14 protein-coding genes are annotated in these 18,167 nt (G+C 59.3%); 8 read left to right on the top strand and 6 right to left on the bottom strand.

Features of this window, described 5'->3' with window-relative positions; translation table 11 throughout:
* Positions 1–139 precede the first annotated feature (139 nt).
* Together COA55_RS00520 and COA55_RS00515 are read left to right on the top strand one after the other, a co-directional pair.
* A complete protein-coding gene (locus COA55_RS00520; protein WP_290500073.1) occupies positions 140–1,801 on the top strand; it encodes a hypothetical protein in 1,662 nt (553 codons plus the stop codon).
* Positions 1,802–1,983: 182 nt separating this feature from the next.
* On the top strand, positions 1,984–3,021 hold the full coding sequence (locus COA55_RS00515) for an LLM class flavin-dependent oxidoreductase (RefSeq protein ID WP_290500071.1): 1,038 nt from the start codon (positions 1,984–1,986) through the stop codon (positions 3,019–3,021).
* Positions 3,022–3,071: 50 nt separating this feature from the next.
* Here COA55_RS00515 and COA55_RS00510 read toward each other — a convergent pair whose 3' ends face one another.
* The 4 genes from COA55_RS00510 to COA55_RS00495 all read right to left on the bottom strand — a co-directional run bounded on the left by COA55_RS00510 (position 3,072) and on the right by COA55_RS00495 (position 9,583).
* Positions 3,072–4,520 carry a hypothetical protein gene (locus tag COA55_RS00510; protein ID WP_290500069.1) on the bottom strand — a complete coding sequence of 483 codons (1,449 nt, stop codon included), beginning with the start codon at positions 4,518–4,520 and terminating at the stop codon, positions 3,072–3,074.
* A 276-nt stretch (positions 4,521–4,796) separates the two neighbouring features.
* Positions 4,797–6,725, bottom strand: coding sequence for an acyltransferase family protein (locus tag COA55_RS00505; protein WP_290500067.1), 1,929 nt, complete (start codon positions 6,723–6,725; stop codon positions 4,797–4,799).
* Positions 6,726–6,791: 66 nt separating this feature from the next.
* Positions 6,792–8,477, bottom strand: a complete 1,686-nt coding sequence (locus COA55_RS00500; RefSeq protein ID WP_290500066.1) for a trypsin-like serine protease — start codon at positions 8,475–8,477, stop codon at positions 6,792–6,794.
* Positions 8,478–8,638: 161 nt separating this feature from the next.
* Complete coding sequence (locus tag COA55_RS00495; RefSeq protein WP_063537648.1) at positions 8,639–9,583, bottom strand: hypothetical protein; 945 nt, start codon at positions 9,581–9,583, stop codon at positions 8,639–8,641.
* Positions 9,584–9,764: 181 nt separating this feature from the next.
* Between COA55_RS00495 and ppc the strand changes: the two genes are divergently transcribed.
* On the top strand, positions 9,765–12,431 hold the full coding sequence (gene ppc, locus COA55_RS00490; protein ID WP_063537646.1) for a phosphoenolpyruvate carboxylase: 2,667 nt from the start codon (positions 9,765–9,767) through the stop codon (positions 12,429–12,431).
* A gap of 10 nt (positions 12,432–12,441) precedes the next feature.
* Here the strand turns inward: ppc and COA55_RS00485 are convergent, their stop codons facing one another.
* Both COA55_RS00485 and COA55_RS00480 read right to left on the bottom strand, forming a co-directional pair.
* Positions 12,442–13,362 (bottom strand): hypothetical protein, encoded by a 921-nt coding sequence (locus tag COA55_RS00485; RefSeq protein WP_290500063.1) that lies wholly within the window; start codon positions 13,360–13,362, stop codon positions 12,442–12,444.
* Positions 13,359–13,619, bottom strand: a complete 261-nt coding sequence (locus tag COA55_RS00480; RefSeq protein ID WP_290500062.1) for a CDGSH iron-sulfur domain-containing protein — start codon at positions 13,617–13,619, stop codon at positions 13,359–13,361. The genes COA55_RS00485 and COA55_RS00480 overlap by 4 nt, the downstream gene beginning before the upstream one ends.
* A 128-nt stretch (positions 13,620–13,747) precedes the next feature.
* Between COA55_RS00480 and COA55_RS00475 the strand changes: the two genes are divergently transcribed.
* From COA55_RS00475 to COA55_RS00455, 5 genes are all read left to right on the top strand, one after another.
* Positions 13,748–14,614, top strand: a complete 867-nt coding sequence (locus tag COA55_RS00475; RefSeq protein WP_290500061.1) for a GNAT family N-acetyltransferase — start codon at positions 13,748–13,750, stop codon at positions 14,612–14,614.
* Between the two features lie 61 nt (positions 14,615–14,675).
* Positions 14,676–15,491, top strand: coding sequence for a lysophospholipid acyltransferase family protein (locus tag COA55_RS00470; protein ID WP_290500060.1), 816 nt, complete (start codon positions 14,676–14,678; stop codon positions 15,489–15,491).
* Positions 15,492–15,675: 184 nt separating this feature from the next.
* The gene (gene yeiP / locus COA55_RS00465) at positions 15,676–16,242 is read left to right on the top strand and encodes an elongation factor P-like protein YeiP (RefSeq protein ID WP_063520308.1); all 567 of its coding nucleotides are present in this window, start codon (positions 15,676–15,678) and stop codon (positions 16,240–16,242) included.
* A gap of 10 nt (positions 16,243–16,252) precedes the next feature.
* On the top strand, positions 16,253–17,329 hold the full coding sequence (locus COA55_RS00460) for an aminopeptidase (RefSeq protein WP_290500059.1): 1,077 nt from the start codon (positions 16,253–16,255) through the stop codon (positions 17,327–17,329).
* Positions 17,320–18,159: a rhomboid family intramembrane serine protease gene (locus COA55_RS00455; protein ID WP_290500058.1), complete on the top strand. Its 840-nt coding sequence runs from the start codon at positions 17,320–17,322 to the stop codon at positions 18,157–18,159. The genes COA55_RS00460 and COA55_RS00455 overlap by 10 nt, the downstream gene beginning before the upstream one ends.
* Positions 18,160–18,167: the final 8 nt, after the last annotated feature.

Raw genomic sequence — 18,167 nt, 5'->3', positions numbered from 1 at the left:
TAAATATTAAGACCAGTCGACATATCTTCAATGCTCCCAGTTTCCCCGCGTTACCCTTTCTGTACCCTCCCACGGTTTGATCTCCTCCAGCTGGGAGATTTGTCATGGAAGCGATAACCAAAGATATATGTGGGGATGTATGAGTTCGAGGTTCAATAAATATGCTGTTCTTTTTCTGGGTGCAACGCTTTCTGCCTGTGGCGGTGGTGGCGGGGGATCTTCCTCCGCGACTACCGGCGGTCCGGGCGGGGGTAACCCCGGCGGAGATAATGGTAGTACGCTGTCTGAAACCGTAACTGTCTCGGCTTCACTGGGGCGGATCACCAATGCCACAGTCAAAATCTATGGAGCCAATTATAGCGAAGTTATTGGTGAAGGGGCTCTGGACGAAACAGGCAAAGCCGCTATCGAGGTTACTTACAGTAGCCTTGAGCCGGCAATTGTCGAGGTTACGGCGGGTGAAAATAGCAGCTACTTCGATGAGTCGGCGGGTGAAATTGCTCTTGCCGAGGGTAGCCAATTTCATGCGATCACTAAAGATCCTGCCAGCACAGCTGTTACTCCTTTCACTGAAATCGCCTGGCAACTTGCGTTAAGTAAGGGCGATTTCCCGCTTGATGCTGAAAGGGTGGAGTTGCTGAATGATTCGGTTGCGAAGTTGGTCAATGGAGGCATTCGCTCCATTACGTCTCCTCCCGATATCCTGTCGGAGATGCCTGCCACCAATAGCCAGACTATTGCGCTTGGGGATCTGCATGCTGCGGTGCTGGGCGCCTTGGCACGAGTTGGCGATGCTCAAGCTATGCCGGCGCTGGCTGTGCTTGAAAGCCTTTCTACGGATGTGACTGACGGGATGCTGAACGATTTCAATGGTGGCTATGTTTATTCAGATTTTGGTGCCGAATTCAGGGAGGAGCTGGAAAGCTGGGTTGAAACTTACGGCAACGAAGACGCGCAGAATGCGATTTTCGCTATGCCGCTTCCTGACATGACAGTAAATTACCGCGCCAATATCCCGCTTAGACAGCGCATTCTGGAGATGGAATATGGTGTCGGGGCGGAAATTGCCTATTCTCAGGATGGCGGATCTGAATGGGCGCTTTTCCCCAAAGGTGAGGAGATTAGTTACCACCGTGAAGGCACGATGATTGGTGTTGCGGCAGGTGATAACGGCCAGGATCCAGAGGGCGGAGAGTTTATTCCGGGTTGGTCTGTTGATATGGAAACCGCTGAGTATGTAAGTCTGTTCGATGACCCGAGTGTTAATGGCGTACGTGTCGAAATTCCCACAGGTGACCCGCTCATCCAGAGATCTATGGTTTTTGTCTCAAGGGATGGCCTTGATATGGATGATTTGATTCTGATGGAGACTAATCTATCAGGGCCAGACAAGCTGGCACATGTTCTGGCTTATGAATCGCTGGACTTCATGGAGCCGGGCGTTGAAGCATTCTTTAACGAGGTTAATGACAAGATTGGTGAAAGCCTGACGGTAGTCACGAGTGATGTGGCAGAACGTGTATGTGAGCATGCGACCATTGGCACGGACAACAAGGCCCGCTACCCCAAGTATGTTGGATTGATCCATTTCGACGACCAAACAGAGAAGGAATCTCTTCAGCCACAGCGTATGCGTTACGCTGAAGCCGGCCCACAGCGAGAGATCTTATTTGCCCACGATACGCTGTTCCGCATCAATGACGATACTGACAGGGTGGACTATATCAGCCTGTCAAACGGCGTGCAGATCACTCAGTGGGCGACCAATGATAGTGCGCTGATTGCCAAATACTGCCCGTAGGAAAATTAACGCAAGCTGAGTGTCAAGCCCCGGTAATCCGGGGCTTTTTTGTTTTGGCGGGCTTTCGGGAGGGTGGGATACCGACTTGTTGCCATTTTCTGTTGCTGAATCGCGGGACGCGCCCCGGGCTGATCCAGGCATGATAATGGTGTTCTCGACAAACTGCGGGTTAATCAGAAATCATGGGTACCCGTTGTTTGCTGGATCTGGAGTGTACTGTGACGAAGTCTGTACCGTTTTCCCTGCTGGAACTCGCCTCGGTCCGCGAAGGAGATACCGTGGGTGAGACGCTGGCCAACAGCGTTGCCTATGCCCGCCATGCGGAAGCGCTGGGGTTTCAGCGGTTCTGGCTGGCGGAGCACCACAATATGCAGGGGATCAGCAGCGCCGCGACGTCGGTGTTGATCGGGCATATTGCCGGGGCGACCGATTCCATTCGGGTGGGGTCCGGGGGGGTGATGTTGCCGAATCACCCCCCGCTGGTGATTGCCGAGCAGTTCGGGACTCTTGAGAGTCTCTATCCTGATCGGATTGATCTGGGCCTGGGCCGTGCGCCGGGAACCGACCCGATGACCAGCCGTGCTTTGCGTCGGGAAGGTCTGGGGGCGGAGCAGTTTCCCCAGGACGTGGCGGAGTTGCAGCGTTTGCTGGGGCCGTTGGATGCGTCACGGGCTGTGAACGCGATTCCGGGAGCGGGCACCGAAGTGCCGATCTGGTTGCTGGGCTCCAGTTTGTACAGCGCGCAGCTGGCCGCACAGAAGGGCTTGCCCTATGCCTTTGCCGGGCATTTTGCGCCGCGTTTGTACCGTGAAGCGCTGCGTATCTACCGGGATCAGTTTCAGCCCTCCGCTCAGCTGGACAGGCCTTATGCCATGTTGACGGTACCTGCGGTGCCGGCGGATTCCGATGAGGAGGCCCAGTACCTGACCACCACCAGTTACCAGCGCATCCTCGCCCTGTTCCGGGGCCAGCCGTTGTGGATGAAGCCCCCGGTGCAGGGCATGGCCGGGTTGTGGAATGCGGAAGAAGAAGCCGGCGTGAAGGGCTTTCTGGGGTTGCAGTTGCTGGGGACGACAGAATCTATTCAGGAACAGCTTGATCAGTTGCTGAATTCGGTAGAGGTGGATGAGCTGATGGTGACGGTGGATCTGCATGACCCGGTGAAGCGCCGCCATGCGCTGGATATTCTGGCGGCGTTGGAGCAGTTTCAGGCGGTGTAATACACCTGCGCTTTCATTGCGTACCTGGATGTCGGATTACGCCTTTCAGGCTAATCTGACCTACGGTCCGAGATCCGCCAGTGGTTCCTGCGAAACCTGCCGAACGCCACGAGAGCAGTAAGCAAAGCAAGGGGCAGGCTACCGCCTCCACTACTGCTTCCTCCTCCACTGCTTGCTCCGCCGGTTTCTGTATTGCTGCTTTGCGTGACCTCAAAACGGCGGGCATAAATATCCGGTGCGTCGTCATCATTCTCTATCCAGCTTTCCCAGGTAACGATGAGCGTGCCATCGCTGTCTGTGGCAAGAGCCACATGGTTTTCTTCTGGCGTGGTGTAGGTGGAGATTTGTTGAGGTTCGCCTACAAGGCCGTTGATGGTGACTTGTTGAGTATAAAGTGTCTTATCGTTATATCCGTCGTTACGGTTCCAGACGATAAAGGCGTTGTCGTTTTTTGCCCTTGCGATAGCCGAGATGGCATTATCTTCCTGGGTTTGTTGGCCAATGACGCTACCAAGATTCCCGGTCAGCGAAACAGTCCGTGCCATTGGGTCCCGGCTTCCGTAATTACCGCTATCCCAGGCGGCGATGAAGTGGTTTTCGTCTAGTGTGACCGCGTGTACGTCGCTGGGGTAGCTACCCACATCGGTTATGCTAAAGAGGGTGGATGTTTCGCCTATCGGATTATCATTCGCAGCGAAAAGCGCGCCTCTAATAGCGTAATGCGGTGACGTTTCTTCTCCGGTTTTCTTGCCCTGCATATCTGCTCCCCATACAAGGAATACCGCGTTATTGGTATTCAGAGCAACGGCTGGAATAGCCCCCAGGTTGCTGAGCGGCATGGGCAGCGTGACGGTAACTGCGTTACTTGTGGCGTTGCCGCTTTTGTTATAACGCCGAAAAGTCAGTGTGTTGCCATCAATGGATTTATCCAGTGCAGTGGGAAAGGTTTGCCAGGCGATGACCAGGCCGGTGTCGTTGTGGGCGAGGGCGGGTAGTGCTTCTTTGCCGTTGGTATTTGCAACGGTGAGAGGCTCACCGCTTGGAGAACCGTCGTTATTGAAGAATTGAAGCACCAGATTGTAGTCGTTATCGATGTCACTGATGGGGTCGCCGGTTTCCGACCAGGCGAGAGCAAAAGCACCATCGTTCCACATGGTCATTGCAATGTGTGGGTAGTCGTTCTGTTCAGGAATGCGAGCAATATTTTGGTCCGCATCGACCAGGGTTCTCTCTGGACCAACTGTTTCACCAAATTGGTTGTAAAATTGCCCTTTAATGGCTGGGCCAACATCGGAGAGGCGGTTTTCAGAGGTCCAAACGATCAGCGTTTGATTATTCCCGTCTGCGGCTATGTGCGGTGTTGCTTCGTAACCGGATGAGGTGGTGTTAACGAGGTGCTCGGGGCCTTGAGCTTCCAGGCTTGCAAAGCCAGGAGCCGCAGCGCTGAAAAGCACCATTGAAATAACAGCGCGACTAATACGATACCACTGATTTCTCACTATAATTCCCCTGTGTCTTGCATTCGGCGTTTTTCATCGGGCGGGGAGTATAAGGTGCTGAGCGTTTTTTCCTGTCAGCAAAGACTTACAAATCAGGGTGATTTTTTTTTGGCGAAAGAGATTGTGATGCTTGTCACGTATTCGCGACCCTTTTTGCAGGGGAAAAGTGAGGAGAGGAGGGCGCCGAGCACATCGACAGTCAAAACTGGTTACTAGGGAGAGGGGGCGCGGTTCTGTTGTGCTGACAGAACCGCTGACAGAGGCAGGTCCAGGGGGTTAGTGCTGGGCGCCGGGTAGCGGATTGCCGAATCGCTTCAGGTATTCCTTGCCAATTTCAATCCCGCCCACGTTATTCAGATGGCTTTCATCGCGGTAGAGCGGGATGCCGTTCAGGACGGTCTGGCAGCGTTCGCCATCGCACAGCACTTTTCTGGGGTTAAGCCACTGCACGTCCGGGTAGCGCTGCTGGACGGCTTGTTTGTACCGGTAAAAATTGTCGAGTGAGTCTTCTACGCCAGCAGCGCTGATCGTGCAATCGTCCATGTTTTTCAGTAGGCATTCTGCGTAAGAGGAAGAGGGCAGCTCGGGCACGTCTTCCATCACGATGACGGTGTGCCCCTGATCTTTCAGCCAGCCGATGGTGTCTACGAAGTGGCGTTGATAGCTTTCAGACTTAAGGTACGAATTCCACCAGGCACCGATGAAGACTGTCATGGGGCGTTGGCTCAGGTAGTCGCTGAGGGCTTGGTTACGAGCCACTTTGGTTGGGTCTGAGGCCTGGACTTTTTTCGCTATGGCCGGGGGCAAGAATGGGGTTGAGGCCCGGGTGACCATCAGCATGGAATAGTCTGTGCCCTTGAGTAGCTGTTCGATAAAGCCGATCTGGGCGATGGCGTGGGAGTCGCCAATCAACATGCTGTTGGGCTGGCCGTTTTCCGGTTCGGCGCCGAACAGGCAGGCGTCGCTCCTGTTGAATTCCACTGGCTCGCCTTTGAAGCAGCGTTTGTAGAGGTCTGCTGGATTGTTGTTGGCGATAATTTTGTACAGTTCGCGGCGCTCTTCGGGAATACGGAAGCTGATGTCATCGGCGATGCGGATAGTGGACTGGATTGCCCAGATGCCAATCAGCGGCGCCAGAATGAAGATCAGGAATGATTTCTTGAAGCTCCACTCCCGGTGCCGGTAACGGTTTTCCACAAAGCGAAAGCTGAGCCAGGACAGGACGACGACGCCAGCCATCAGCAGCAACCGGTTCAACCAGGTCAGCTCGATAAGCTGGTAATGCATCAGCGCCACCGGTGGCCAGTGCCACAGGTAAAGGGAATAGGAAATGCCGCCCAGAAAAACCATCACTGGCAGGCTCAACAGCCGTGCGGTGAAGGTGCCAGGCTGATGCAGGCCGGCGTAGATGACCATGGCGGTGCCGAGGGTGGGCCACAGCGCGTTATAGCCGGGGAAGTGATCGTGCTTGGTGATCAGCAGGGCGGTGGCCACAATCAGGGTGAGGCCGATCAGCGCCAGGGTTTCGGCGCTGCCCCGGTTCAGGCGAGGTAACTGCTGGCTGAATAGTGCGACGCCGGTACCGAGCATGAATTCAAACAGGCGGGCGGGCAGCAGGTAGTAGGCAGCGGCGGGGTGGGCGCTGGCCATATAGACCGATAACACAAAGGTGGCCACCAGGGTGATATGGAATGGCCAGTGGGCGTTGCGGCCTTTGCCGAAGCGATAGGCCAGGTACAGGGAGGCAGGCCAAAGCAGATAGAACTGTTCCTCCACGGCCAGCGACCAGGTATGCAGCAGGGAAAGCGACAGGGTTTCCGGGGCGAAATACTGGGTGAGCTCGTTGAAGTAGTAGAGGTTGCTCAGCCCGATCAGTGAGGCGATCCAGCTTTTGGCAAAAATATAGTAGGCGTCGCCGATATAAAACGGCGAGATCATCAGAAAGGTGGCGGTGGAGACCAGAAGAAACACCGGCACCAGGCGGCGGATACGGCGGGCATAAAAATCGCGAAACCGGAAAGTTCCTTTCTGGAAGGCCCGCTCCAGTAGCTGGGTGATGACGAAACCGGAGATGACGAAAAAGACATCGACACCGATAAAACCGCCCGTAATGCCCGGCACCTGATAGTGGTACAGGATCACCAGGATGACGGCCAGTGCGCGCAGGCCTTCGATGTCGGCGCGATAACTTGGCTTGGCCTTCACGTACGTCTCCCCAGTGTGCTGATCAGTAAACCGGGAAGAATAAAGGTGCGGTGACAGGCAGACAAGTCAGTTGCGCTGTCGGCGCACGCCCAGCAGCAATGCCATGAGCCCCAGCCACAGTGACGCACCTCCGCTTCCGCTGCTGTCACTTGCAGCGGTGTTGACGGTGGCGTTGTACTGCACGGTGACATCCGCCTGTGTATCGGTGTCGCCGGGGATGTCGTTTTGGTCGGCGTTGGCGGTGAAGGTGAAAGCCTGGTTGATGCCGGTGTCAGTGGTGAACTCCAGTGTCAGGATTTCGCTTTGTTCCGGGCTGAGGTTGCCGACAGGGCAGTACACCGGGTTGCTTTGTTGGCAGCCCAGTGCCGGGCCGTTGACCAGTTGAGTATTGGCGGGGAGCGGGAAGCTGATGCCGGTGTTGGTGGCGGCATTCAGCGGAGAGTGATTGCTCAGGGTTAGCGCTACTGTGGCTCGGGTGGGGCTGCTGGTCTGTTGGGCGGCGGACAGGGCCAGGTCGGGATTGTCGGAAAAAACAATTTCCTGCGTGAGGCTATCGTTGCGGCGGCGGTAGTCGTTTTCATCGGCACTGGCCCTGAGTGTGAGGGTGACGACCTGGTCGGTGCCACTGCTGTCGGTCACCGCCACGTTACCTGTGCGGGAAGCGCCCGCGGCCAGGTTGCTGGCCACGGTACAGCGGCTGGCAGAGGTCAGGGTGCTGCAGCCGTTCCAGTCAAAGCGGGCGCTGGTGGTCAGACTGCCGATGAGCGAGCGGCTCACAGTGGCGTCGGTGGCCGTATTGCTGGTGCTGTTGTTGCGCAGGGTAGCGGTGAGGGTCTGGGTGCCGTTTAGGGGTTGATAGTGGCGCCTCGTACCACCGCTGATGGTCATATCCACCAGCGGTACGCCGCCTTGCGTGGTCAGCCGCTCGATTTCTGCAATTTCTTTGGTGACGTGGTTGTACCCGGCGGGGGCGCCAGACGCACAGTTTTCCAGGCCAAAGCTGGTCAGGCCGACCAGCCAGGGGTTGGGCTCTTCGCCGATAAACAGGGGGCCGCCGCTGTCGCCGAAGCAGGTGTCCTGGTTGATATTGTTGACCGGATTCAGCTCTGCCGCGCAGATGGTTGAATCGGGAATGATCAGGGTGGAAAGACTCTGGCAGGTATTTTTGGGGATGTAATCCAGTTGCACTTCGCGCAGAAAGACACTGAGGTCGCCGCTGCCCGTCTGGCCCCACCCCAAGGCGGTTACTGCTTCGTCACGTTGATTCAATGAACGGCCTTCCAGTTCCGCAAAGGTACCGTTGTCCGCCAGGCTCGGCCATTGGTTGTTGCTGGTGGCAGGAATACGCAACAGGGCAAGATCATGGGCAAAGGAAAAATTATTGAAGTTCGCATGGCGGTAAATCGCTTCTACCGGAATGCGCCCCGGTTGAGGTGAGGTGCCTTTGCGTTCGGTTTCACCGATATAAACAAACATGCGATTGGCGGTGGCCAGGGCATCATTCTGGTACTGGGTGCAATGGTAAGCGGTGAGTACCCAGCGGGGGCTGAGCTGGCTGGCACCACAGAGCAGATAGCCGCCGGGAAGATTGGGGTCGTCGATGGCGAGTTGTGCCATCCACGGCCAGCGATCAGCAGGGGCCTGGTTACCACCGACAATGCGCGCGCTGGGGCTGTCGGCGGCTTGGGCTAGCGTGCCGAGGGTGGTCAGCAGGCCGGCGAGCAAAGTGGTGAAAACGGTGCGAAGGGGCATAGGGATGCCTTGTCATTATTTAGATCAGTTTAGCGCAAAGGCCGACAAGGCTGTGTGAGCGAAGCGTGTTTTATTTGTTTCAGGTGCCTTGCGGTGACAGGCCTGACTTCCCTCGCGGGTTAGGTCAAGGCCTGTGGCGTCAGACGTGCGACGTGGCTGGCTCAGTTCATTGGCGGCGCATGGGCCAGCCAGTGGTTATCTTCTTCCGTGGTGCGGGCCATGGACGTCTGCAGGTGAGAGAACGCCTGCTCCAGGGCGGCGTCGCCATCGGTCAGGGTCATTACGGCGGCGCGCAGGCCTGGGTGCCGGTCGCGCAGATCATTGAGCAGCTGCTCGGCGGCGGCCGTGGCGGTGCAGGGCAGCAGCAGGGCCAGGTGTTGTTCATCATAGCGGGCGGCCACATCGCTGCGGCGGATGCGTTGGGCGACCCGGTCGGCCAGGAGTGGCAGTTCGTTGTGTTGCACCAGCGCCAGGGTCAGCGGCGAGGAAATGCGATCATGCAGTGGCACTAGCCAGCCAGCGGTACTGACCAGGGCTTCGCGGCTGATGAAGTCGGTATCCGGGTCGCGCCAGGTGGCTTCCAGTGCGGCCCGGGACAGATGCTGGTTACGCCAGATCATCAAGCCGAAATAGAGCATGCAGGCGCTGAGTGCCGCGACCAGGAACAGGCTGGCAGAAGCGGTGGGGGCATCGGTGTAGCTCAGGCGGATGGGTAACACAAACGCCAGCACGATTTCGGCCCCGGCGAGCATGATCAGGAAACGCTTGAGCCCATGCAGCAGGCCGTTACTGAGCACGGCGATAAACAGCAGGGCCATGGTTGGCGGTGGGTCGCCAGCATCCAGTAGCAGCACGATACCCAGGGTCAGCAGGTCGAGCGCGGAAGCGAAGGCGTCAGCATTGGCCGGGCGCCAGATCAACAGCAAAAGCTGAATGCCGATATAGGCGCTGAACAGCAGCCACGGTGTCGCCTGGGGCAGGGTGAAGAAAAAATGGTCCGCATGGTGGAAATACATCACCGCCAGGCCCGCAAACAGCGCCCGCGCCAGATACTGCATCAGCACCACACCCTGATCCGAGGTGATACGGCTTGAGGTGTTCATCATTGAGTCGATCCCAGGTTCATTAGGGGGCCTATGTTGCGGCACCCTGGCAGCGGAATAAAGATGCCCGGCGGTGTAATCTTGTTAAAACTGTACGTTGAGAGGCGTTTACCGGTCATGGTCTGGACCTGAAGAGTCGGTATGGTAGGCGTTGGCGAATGTTCCTGCACCGTAAGGAGGCACAGTGGATCACAATGTAAATGCACCATTGCGTGACGATGTCCGCTTGTTGGGCGACTTGTTGGGTGAATGCCTGCGCCAGCAGGCCGGCGATTCCATGTATGAGACGGTGGAAAAAATCCGCCAGGCCTCTGTGGCGACGCGCACCGAGGGAGGCGAGTCGCTGGCGTCGCTACGCGACCTGCTCTCTCCCCTGGACGACGCCACCCTGCTGGAAGTGGCCCGGGCGTTCAGCCAGTTTCTCAACCTGAGTAATATTGCCGAGCAGCATCACCGGGAGCGCTTGCATCGTCAGCACCAGCGGTATCCGGGGGACGCGGGGACCGATCAGGGGTTGCAGGATGTGTTGCAGCGTCTGGCGGATAACCAAATTGCACAACCGCAGATCTCGGGCACGCTGGAAGATCTTTCCGTGGAGCTGGTGCTGACCGCGCACCCCACCGAGGTCACTCGTCGCACCCTGATTCGCAAGTATGACCAGATGGCTGATCTGCTCAGTGAGCTGGACCGTTCCGATCTTAATGATGACGAGCGCCAGTTGCGCCGTGAACGGCTGCGCCGGGTGATCCTGGCGGCCTGGTGCACCGATGAAATCCGCCGTGAAAAGCCCACCCCGGTGGACGAAGCCAAATGGGGCTTTGCCACCATTGAGCAATCCCTGTGGCAGGCCGTACCGGATGTCTTACGCCGGCTGGAAGCGCAGCTGGCCGAGCAGGGCCTGCCCGCGCCGCCAGCAGACTGGGCGCCGGTGAAGCTGGCCTCATGGATGGGCGGTGACCGGGACGGCAACCCCAACGTCACCGCCCCGGTGACCCGCGAAGTGTTGCTGCTGGCGCGCTGGATGGCGGCGGATCTGTACCTGCGGGATGTGGAGAATTTGCTGGCGGACTTGTCCATGAAAGCCGCCAGTGAGGAACTGCTGGCCGCCACGGGCCCCACCCACGAACCGTACCGGGTGTTGTTGCGCGATGTGCGCAGCCGCCTGCGCCTGACCCGTCGCCAGATGGAAGCGCAGGTGGAAGGCTTGCCGGTGCCGGAGGGGGACGCGTACCTGCGCCGCGAAGAACTGATGGCGCCGCTGCAGATGCTGGATCGCTCGTTACGCGCCGTGGGGTTGAGCGATATCGCCGACGGTGATTTGAAGAACACCCTGCGCCGCCTGAACTGCTTCGGGATTACCCTGTTGCGGCTGGATATCCGCCAGGAATCCACCCGCCACAGTGAGGTGCTGAATGCGATTACCCGCTATCTGCAGCTGGGCAGTTACAACGACTGGGATGAAGCGGCCCGCCAGGCGTTTCTGGTAGAGGAACTGCAGGCGCGCCGGCCGCTCATTGATGCCGCCTTCCGCGATAGTGAACACTGTACCCCCGAGGTGGCCGAGGTGTTGGCCACCTGTGAGGTGATTGCCGAGCAGGGCAGTGAAGGGCTGGGGGCCTACGTGATTTCCATGGCGACCACGCCGTCCGATGTGATGGCGGTGATGCTGCTGCAGAAAATCGCCGGTGTCCGCGAGCCCATGCGCGTGGTGCCGCTGTTTGAAACCCTGGACGATCTGGACGGCGCAGAGCAGACCATGTCGGCCCTGTTGGCGCTGCCGTTCTACCGGGAGCGGGTGGCGGCGGGCCAGGAAGTGATGATTGGCTATTCCGATTCCGCCAAGGACGCCGGGTTTCTCGGTGCCGCCTGGGCCCAGTACCGTGCCCAGGAAAAGCTCACTGCGTTATTTGCCGACAACGGCATTCCGCTCACCCTGTTCCATGGCCGTGGCGGTTCCATTTCCCGCGGCGGCTCGCCCACCCGCATGGCGTTGTTGTCACAGCCGCCGGGCTCGGTGGCCGGTCGCATCCGGGTGACAGAGCAGGGTGAGGTGATTCGCTTCAAATATGGCCGCCCGTCGGTGGCGGTGTTCAACCTGGAGCAGTATGTGGCGGCGACGCTGGAGGCGACCCTGTTGCCGCCCCAGGCGGCGCGGGCGGAGTGGCGCCAGCAGATGCAGGCGTTGACCGATACCTCTGTGGCGGGCTATCGGGGTGTGGTGCGCGATGAGCCCGAACTGGTGCGTTACCTGCGTACCGTGACGCCGGAAACCGAACTCTCGCGGCTGGCCCTGGGCAGCCGCCCGGCCCGCCGCAAGTCGGACCAGGGCATCAGCTCGTTGCGGGCGATTCCCTGGGTGTTCGCCTGGACCCAGATCCGCCTGATGCTGCCCGCCTGGCTGGGCACCGGTGCCGCTCTGGAAGATGCCCAGAACGATGCGGCACAAAATAGCATGGTGCGGGAAATGGCCAGCGAGTGGCCGTTTTTCCAGGGCGTGGTGGATATGCTGGAAATGGTACTGGCCAAGTCCGACCTGCGGGTGGCGGCCTGGTATGAAGAGCGCCTGGCTGGCGATGATGCTGGCCTGATGCGTTTGGGGGAGGTGCTGCGTGAGCGGCTCACTGCCACGGTCAGTGCCTTGTCTGCGCTCACTGGCCGCGAAGATCTGCTGGATAACAATCCGGTGATGCGCTGGTCCATCCGCGTGCGTGACCCGTACACCGACCCGTTGCATCTGCTGCAGGCGGAACTGATGGCGCGGCTACGTCAGCAGGACGGTGATGAGACCCTGGAAAGCGCACTGATGGTGACCATTGCCGGTATTGCGGCGGGCCTGCGCAACACCGGGTGAGGGCGCTCCCTCACTGGCAGTGATTGAGTGTATGAGTGGGCGCCTGCAGGGCGCCCGCCTGCTCATAGGCCCGGCGCAGGCGGCCTTGCTGGCGCAGTGTGTTGATGCCCTTATTCAGTGCTTGCTGGATGGCGTCGGCTTCAGGGTGCTGGCGGGAAACCGCAAAATGGCGGCTGCCCGGCAGGCACAGGATGCCGCCGGGCACCGGGTGCAGGGTGCTGCCCTTGACGCGCAGCACGGGCGTGCCGGCGGTGAGGGGCGGGGCCAGCAGCAGGTCCGCCCGCCCGCTTTCTACCCAGCGAACCATGGTCATCCAGCGGGGCGCATCCAGCAGCTCGCCATGGGGCAGGTTCGTTAGCAACTGCCAGTCTGCTCGCCACTGCCGGGAGCTGACCAGGCGAAAGTCGGCCAATTGCCCGGTCTCGGTCAGGGTTGTGTTCTTCGCGGTTTCTGCCCGCCCATACAGTTGTGCCAGATTGCTGCCGGGCCCTAGCAGTGCCGTGCTGGCCCACAGGTTATCGCGCAGCGCGATATCCTCTCGCCACAGTGAGGTGGCGGCCAGGTCCAGGCGCCCTTGATCCATTTCTGTGAGGGTCCGTTCGTAGCTGTTTACGATGACCCACTCCAGTTCGTGGCTGTTTCCTCTAACCTCTCCACTCTGCCCTGCAGTGCCACCAACAGCGCCCCTACCCAGGGCAAGGGCCTGCTGAAGCAGCGCGACTTCGATGACGTCCCGGCGGCTGCAATCGCCCCGGTAGTCGGTTATACGCAGTACCTGACGATGCCTTAACCAGCATTGATAGTCGTGGTACACATCGGCGGGAACGGCGACCTGAAGCGGGGGGCTCGGGGCAGGCGCTGGATCGGCCTGAATGCCGCTGGCCAGCAGCCCCAGCATCAGGGTAATGAAGGGGTGACGCTTGCCTATCACGGGCTGGATTCCTGGCCTTTGAGTGCCACGTGGCTGCCATCGCAGATCATGCCTTTGCTGCTGTGTTTGCAGCCGCAGAAAAACACAATCTTGTCCCGGGTGGCGGTGTAGGGCACCGGGGAGAAGCCGGTGCCCTTGTGGCTGCCGTCGCAATAGGGCTGGGTCTTGCTGAGGCCGCAGGCGCACCAGTAGACCGTATCGCCTTTTTTGACGGGCAGCGGGAACGGTACGGTGTGGGCAATGCGGGGGGCGTCCATGGTGCTCTCCTGCGGCGCTTTCGTTAACGTCAGGCGCATTCTGCGTGTGTCGCGCAAATGTCATGCAAATGTCACTGCCTTGCCATGGCGGCTGACGACACTGGCCGAAACTGCCAGTGGAGTACACTATGCTTGCGCAAGCTGCAGGAAAGATCAAAGCGTTAAGCCCGCAATTGAAAGGGGCCTTCACCAAGCCGTTCGTGGCCACCGCCGAGATTCTTCGCTTTCCCCGCGACATGGCCGCGGAGAGGGCGCTTGAGGCCCCGGCGCCGGGCCGCTTCACGGCCTATTTCACCCGCTCGCGCCGGGAAATTCTGAAAATCCAGCGCCTGCGCTATCGCATCTTCTCCCAAGAGTATGGTGCCAGTTTCAGTGCCCCGTTCGGCCTCGACCGGGACCGTTTTGATCGCCACTGCCTGCATCTGGTGGTCCGCGATAACCGTAACGGGGAAATCGTGGGTTACACCCGCGTGCTGCCGGGTGAGCGCTTGCACCGGACCGGAGGCTTCTATTCCAGCGGTGAATTTGATCTGACCATGCTGAGCCAGCTGGAGGGCAAGCTGGCAGAAATCGGCCGCACCTGTATTCACCCGGAACACCGCAACGGGGCCGTTATCAGTGTGCTGTGGGCGCGGCTGGCGCAGTACATGCTGGAAAACGATGTGCGCTACCTGCTGGGCTGCGCCAGTATCGCGCTGAGTGAAGGCTATAACGTGGCAGCGGTTAATCAGCGTATCCAGGCGCGGCACCTGAGCCAGGCAGGGCATCGCGTGCAGCCGCATCTGCGGTTACAGGCGCTACCAGGAGATACCCAGGCGGAGAGTGTGAAAATGCCGCCGCTGCTCAAGGCCTACCTGCGCATGGGAGCTCAAGTGTGCGGTGAGCCGTGCTGGGACCCGGATTTTAACTGCCTGGATTTCTTTGTGCTGATGGCGGTGGAGGACTTGCCCGCCCGTTATGTGCAGCACTTCATGCAGCCGGCCCAGGCGGTGTGAAGCCCGTTGACAGTGGATAGTGGACAGTTGACAGCGAAACCCTGGAAACCGGCCCAGAGGCATGAGTGAAATGAACGATAGCGTCAGCGTCAGTCCTTATCCGCAAAGCGGCCTCTGGCCGCAACTGCGTCGCATGGTGCGGGTGATCCGCGTTGTCCTCTACCTGTTGTGGGGCTTTATACTGGCGTTTTTGCTGGGGGCGTTCTGGTCACCGTATCGGCCTGTGGTGTTGGCCGCCAAGCAACGCTGGTGCCGGCGTTTTCTGCGTATCCTCGGGGTGGAGTTGACGGTCACGGGGAGCCGGGTGGAAGCCCCGGTGTTTCTGGTTAGTAACCATGTGTCGTGGCTGGATATTCCTGTGATTGCCAGCCAGCGGCATCTGTATTTTCTCTCCAAGGCGGAGGTGGGTGACTGGCCGTTGATCGGCACCCTGGCCCGGGCCATGGGTACCCTGTTTATCAAGCGCGGCAGTGGTGAGTCCGTCCGCAAGGCCCAGGAAATCGCCAGCCGCTTGCAGCAGGGGCACACGGTACTGGTGTTCCCGGAAGGCACCACCACCGATGGCTCCAGCCTGCGCCGCTTTTTCCCGCAATTGTTCGATGCCCCCTTGCTGGCGGGCGTGCCGGTGCAACCGTTAGCGGTACGCTACCTGGATAGCATGGGCGCCCCGGATCCGGGGCTGGCCTTTATTGGTGACGATGAGTTCCACCATCACTTGTGGGCTATGCTGCTCCGCCAAAAAATCCGCATACGCTTGCATTCTTGTACGCCTCTGGATGGGGAAGGCATGGATCGCAAGGCGCTGTCTGTGCAGGCGCATGGACGGGTAGCAGAGCAGTTGACAGTTGATAGTGGACAGTTGAAAGCTCGCGGTTGATTTTTGTCCTTGTTTTCAATGCTTGAGGCGGCGCTCAGCATTTGGGTGCGGCTGCCTGGCTTTCCAAACAGAGAAGGGTTTTCCTTCTTTTCGCTGTCCACTGTATTCCTCCTCCCTGTTATCTGGCGCCACACCTTTAAGCTCGGATACCATGTCTTTTTACTCACAAGGACATTGCCCTGCCATGACCCGCGCCAGTGAACTGAAAAAATCCGACGTTATCGAAGTCAACGGCACCCTGTATGCCATCCGCCAGATTGAGGTGCAGTCGCCTTCTGCCCGGGGTGCGGCCACCTTGTACCGGGTAAAGGCCAGTGCCGTCGGTGGTGGCCCCAAGTTTGAAGAGCGCTTCAAGGGGGATGATGACGTGGCCACGGTGGAATTGCAGCGCCGTGCGGTGCAGTTTTCCTATGTGGACGGGGATGACTACATCTTCATGGATAATGAGGATTTCTCCCAATACTTGCTCAAGCAGGAAGATATCAGCGATGAGCTGGCGTTCATCACGGAAGAAACCGAAGGGGTGTTGGCTCTGAAAGTGGAAGACGCCGTTATCGGTCTGGAATTGCCGGCGTCCGTGGTGCTGGAGGTCACTGAAACCACACCGGCCATGAAGGCCGCTTCCGCATCCGCCCGCACCAAGCCCGCCACCCTGAACACTGGCCTGGTGGTGCAGGTGCCGGAATATATCGTGGAAGGGGAAAAAGTGCGGGTGAATACCGCCGAACGTAAATTCATGTCCCGGGCCTGATTGCCACCGGATGAAGATATTTTTCCTGCGTGAACACTGGGCGACCTTCAGGTCGACGCTGGCAGGTGTGTTGCTGTGCGTGGTGCTCCCGGGCTGTCAGGTGGGCTATTACGGCCAGGCAGTGAAAGGCCACTGGTCGTTGATGGGCAAGCGTGAACCGGTAGCCGACGTATTGAACGATGCCAGCACCTCACCTGAGTTGGCTGACCAGTTGCGCTTCAGTCAGCAGGTTATCGCGTTTGCCGGTGAGGCGTTGTCGTTGCCGGCAGAGGATGTCTACCACCAGTATGTGGCGCTGGAGCAGGATGCGGTGGTATGGAATGTGCTGGCGGCCCCGGCGTATTCCCTGACGCCAAAAACCTGGTGCTACCTGATGATCGGCTGTGTCAGCTACCGGGGCTATTTTGACAAGGATCGCGCCATCCGCGAGGCGGATTTGCTGGCTGAAGACGGCATGGACACGTTCGTGGGCGGTGCCATCGCCTATTCCACACTGGGTTGGTTTGCCGACCCGCTGACCACGCCCATGCTCGAGCGCTCTCGTCCGTCACTGGCGCAATTGCTGATCCACGAACTGGTGCACCGCAAGGTGTATATCAAGGATGACACCCGTTTCAATGAGTCCCTGGCGACCCTGGTCGGCCGGGAAGGGGCAGTGGATTACTTCGCCCATAGTGGTGAGCCGTTATCCGCCGCTTACTGGCAGCAGCGTGAACAGGTGCAGGATGCCTTTATGGCCATTGTGCAGGCGACGCGTGCGGCGCTGAAGGAACTGTATGCGTCAGCGCAGGATGCCGACGCGCTGGCCCGGGAGAAAACCCGTATCCTGCAACAGGCCCGTGACCGGTTTGCCCGTGACAGCCAGGCGCAGCCGGCCCTGAAAGCCTACGCCGGTTTCTTTGATGGGCGATTGAACAATGCCCGTCTTAACGGGGTCAGCGACTATAACGATTATGTGCCGGCCTTTGCCCGCCTGCTGGATCAGTGTCAGCGGGACTGGGGCTGCTTCTGGCAGCAGGTGGACAATTTGGTGGCGCTAACACCGGCTCAACGTACCGATGCCCTGGAGGGGCTTGCATGGAACTGATTCGCACGCCGCAGCCGGAACTGGCGGACCTGTTTGTGAAAACCCTGCGGCGTAATGGCTTTGCTGTCGACCGCCGGGAAGCCGACGGGCAGCACATCATTGAGCTGCAAAACCCGGCGCAGTATGAGCATGCCCACGCCTTGCTGCAGGAATTGATCAACGACCTGCGCCACCAGCAGCATCGCCAGCCGGTGGAGCCGCTAACCGGGCGTCCGCAACCGCTGTTGTCCGGTGGCTGGTTTGCCAGCATGGGCTGGGTGACGCGGGGCATTCTGATTGCCTGTGCGGTGGTGTATCTATCGACCTATGTGATCGGCTACGGTATCTATAATGCCTTCCTGTTTCCCCGGGTGGTGGAAGGGCTGGCCAGTCAGCCCTGGCGGCTGCTGACTCCCATGTTCCTGCACTTTTCCCTGCTGCACATCCTGTTCAACCTGCTGTGGTGGTCTGACCTGGGGCGTCTGATCGAACGGTTGCAGTCTGGCACCCAGCTGGTGCTGGTGACCGTGATTACGTCTGCGGCGTCCAACCTGGCCCAGTTTTACTACTCAGGCCCCCAGTTTGGCGGGCTGTCCGGGGTGGTGTACGGCCTGCTCGGCTACCTGTGGATCTATGGCAAGCTTAATCCCGGCGCTGGGGTGGCCCTGCGCAAGGAAATCGTCATTTTCATGCTGGCGTGGATGGTTATCTGCTTTGTGGGCCTGTCCGGCGTGGTGGCCAATGCGGCGCATCTGGCCGGGCTGGTCAGCGGCTGTGCGCTGGGGGCCGGCTTCGGCTTCTGGCACCGTGGTCGGCAGGCCGGGGAATCGGGCGAAAACCAGGCCCGTTAATGGCCGGG

The sequence above is a fragment of the Alcanivorax sp. genome (genome assembly GCF_002733835.1).
Taxonomy (GTDB): domain Bacteria; phylum Pseudomonadota; class Gammaproteobacteria; order Pseudomonadales; family Alcanivoracaceae; genus Alcanivorax.
Note: the sequence above shows the minus strand (reverse complement) of the source record. Positions and strands in the feature narration are given on the sequence as shown.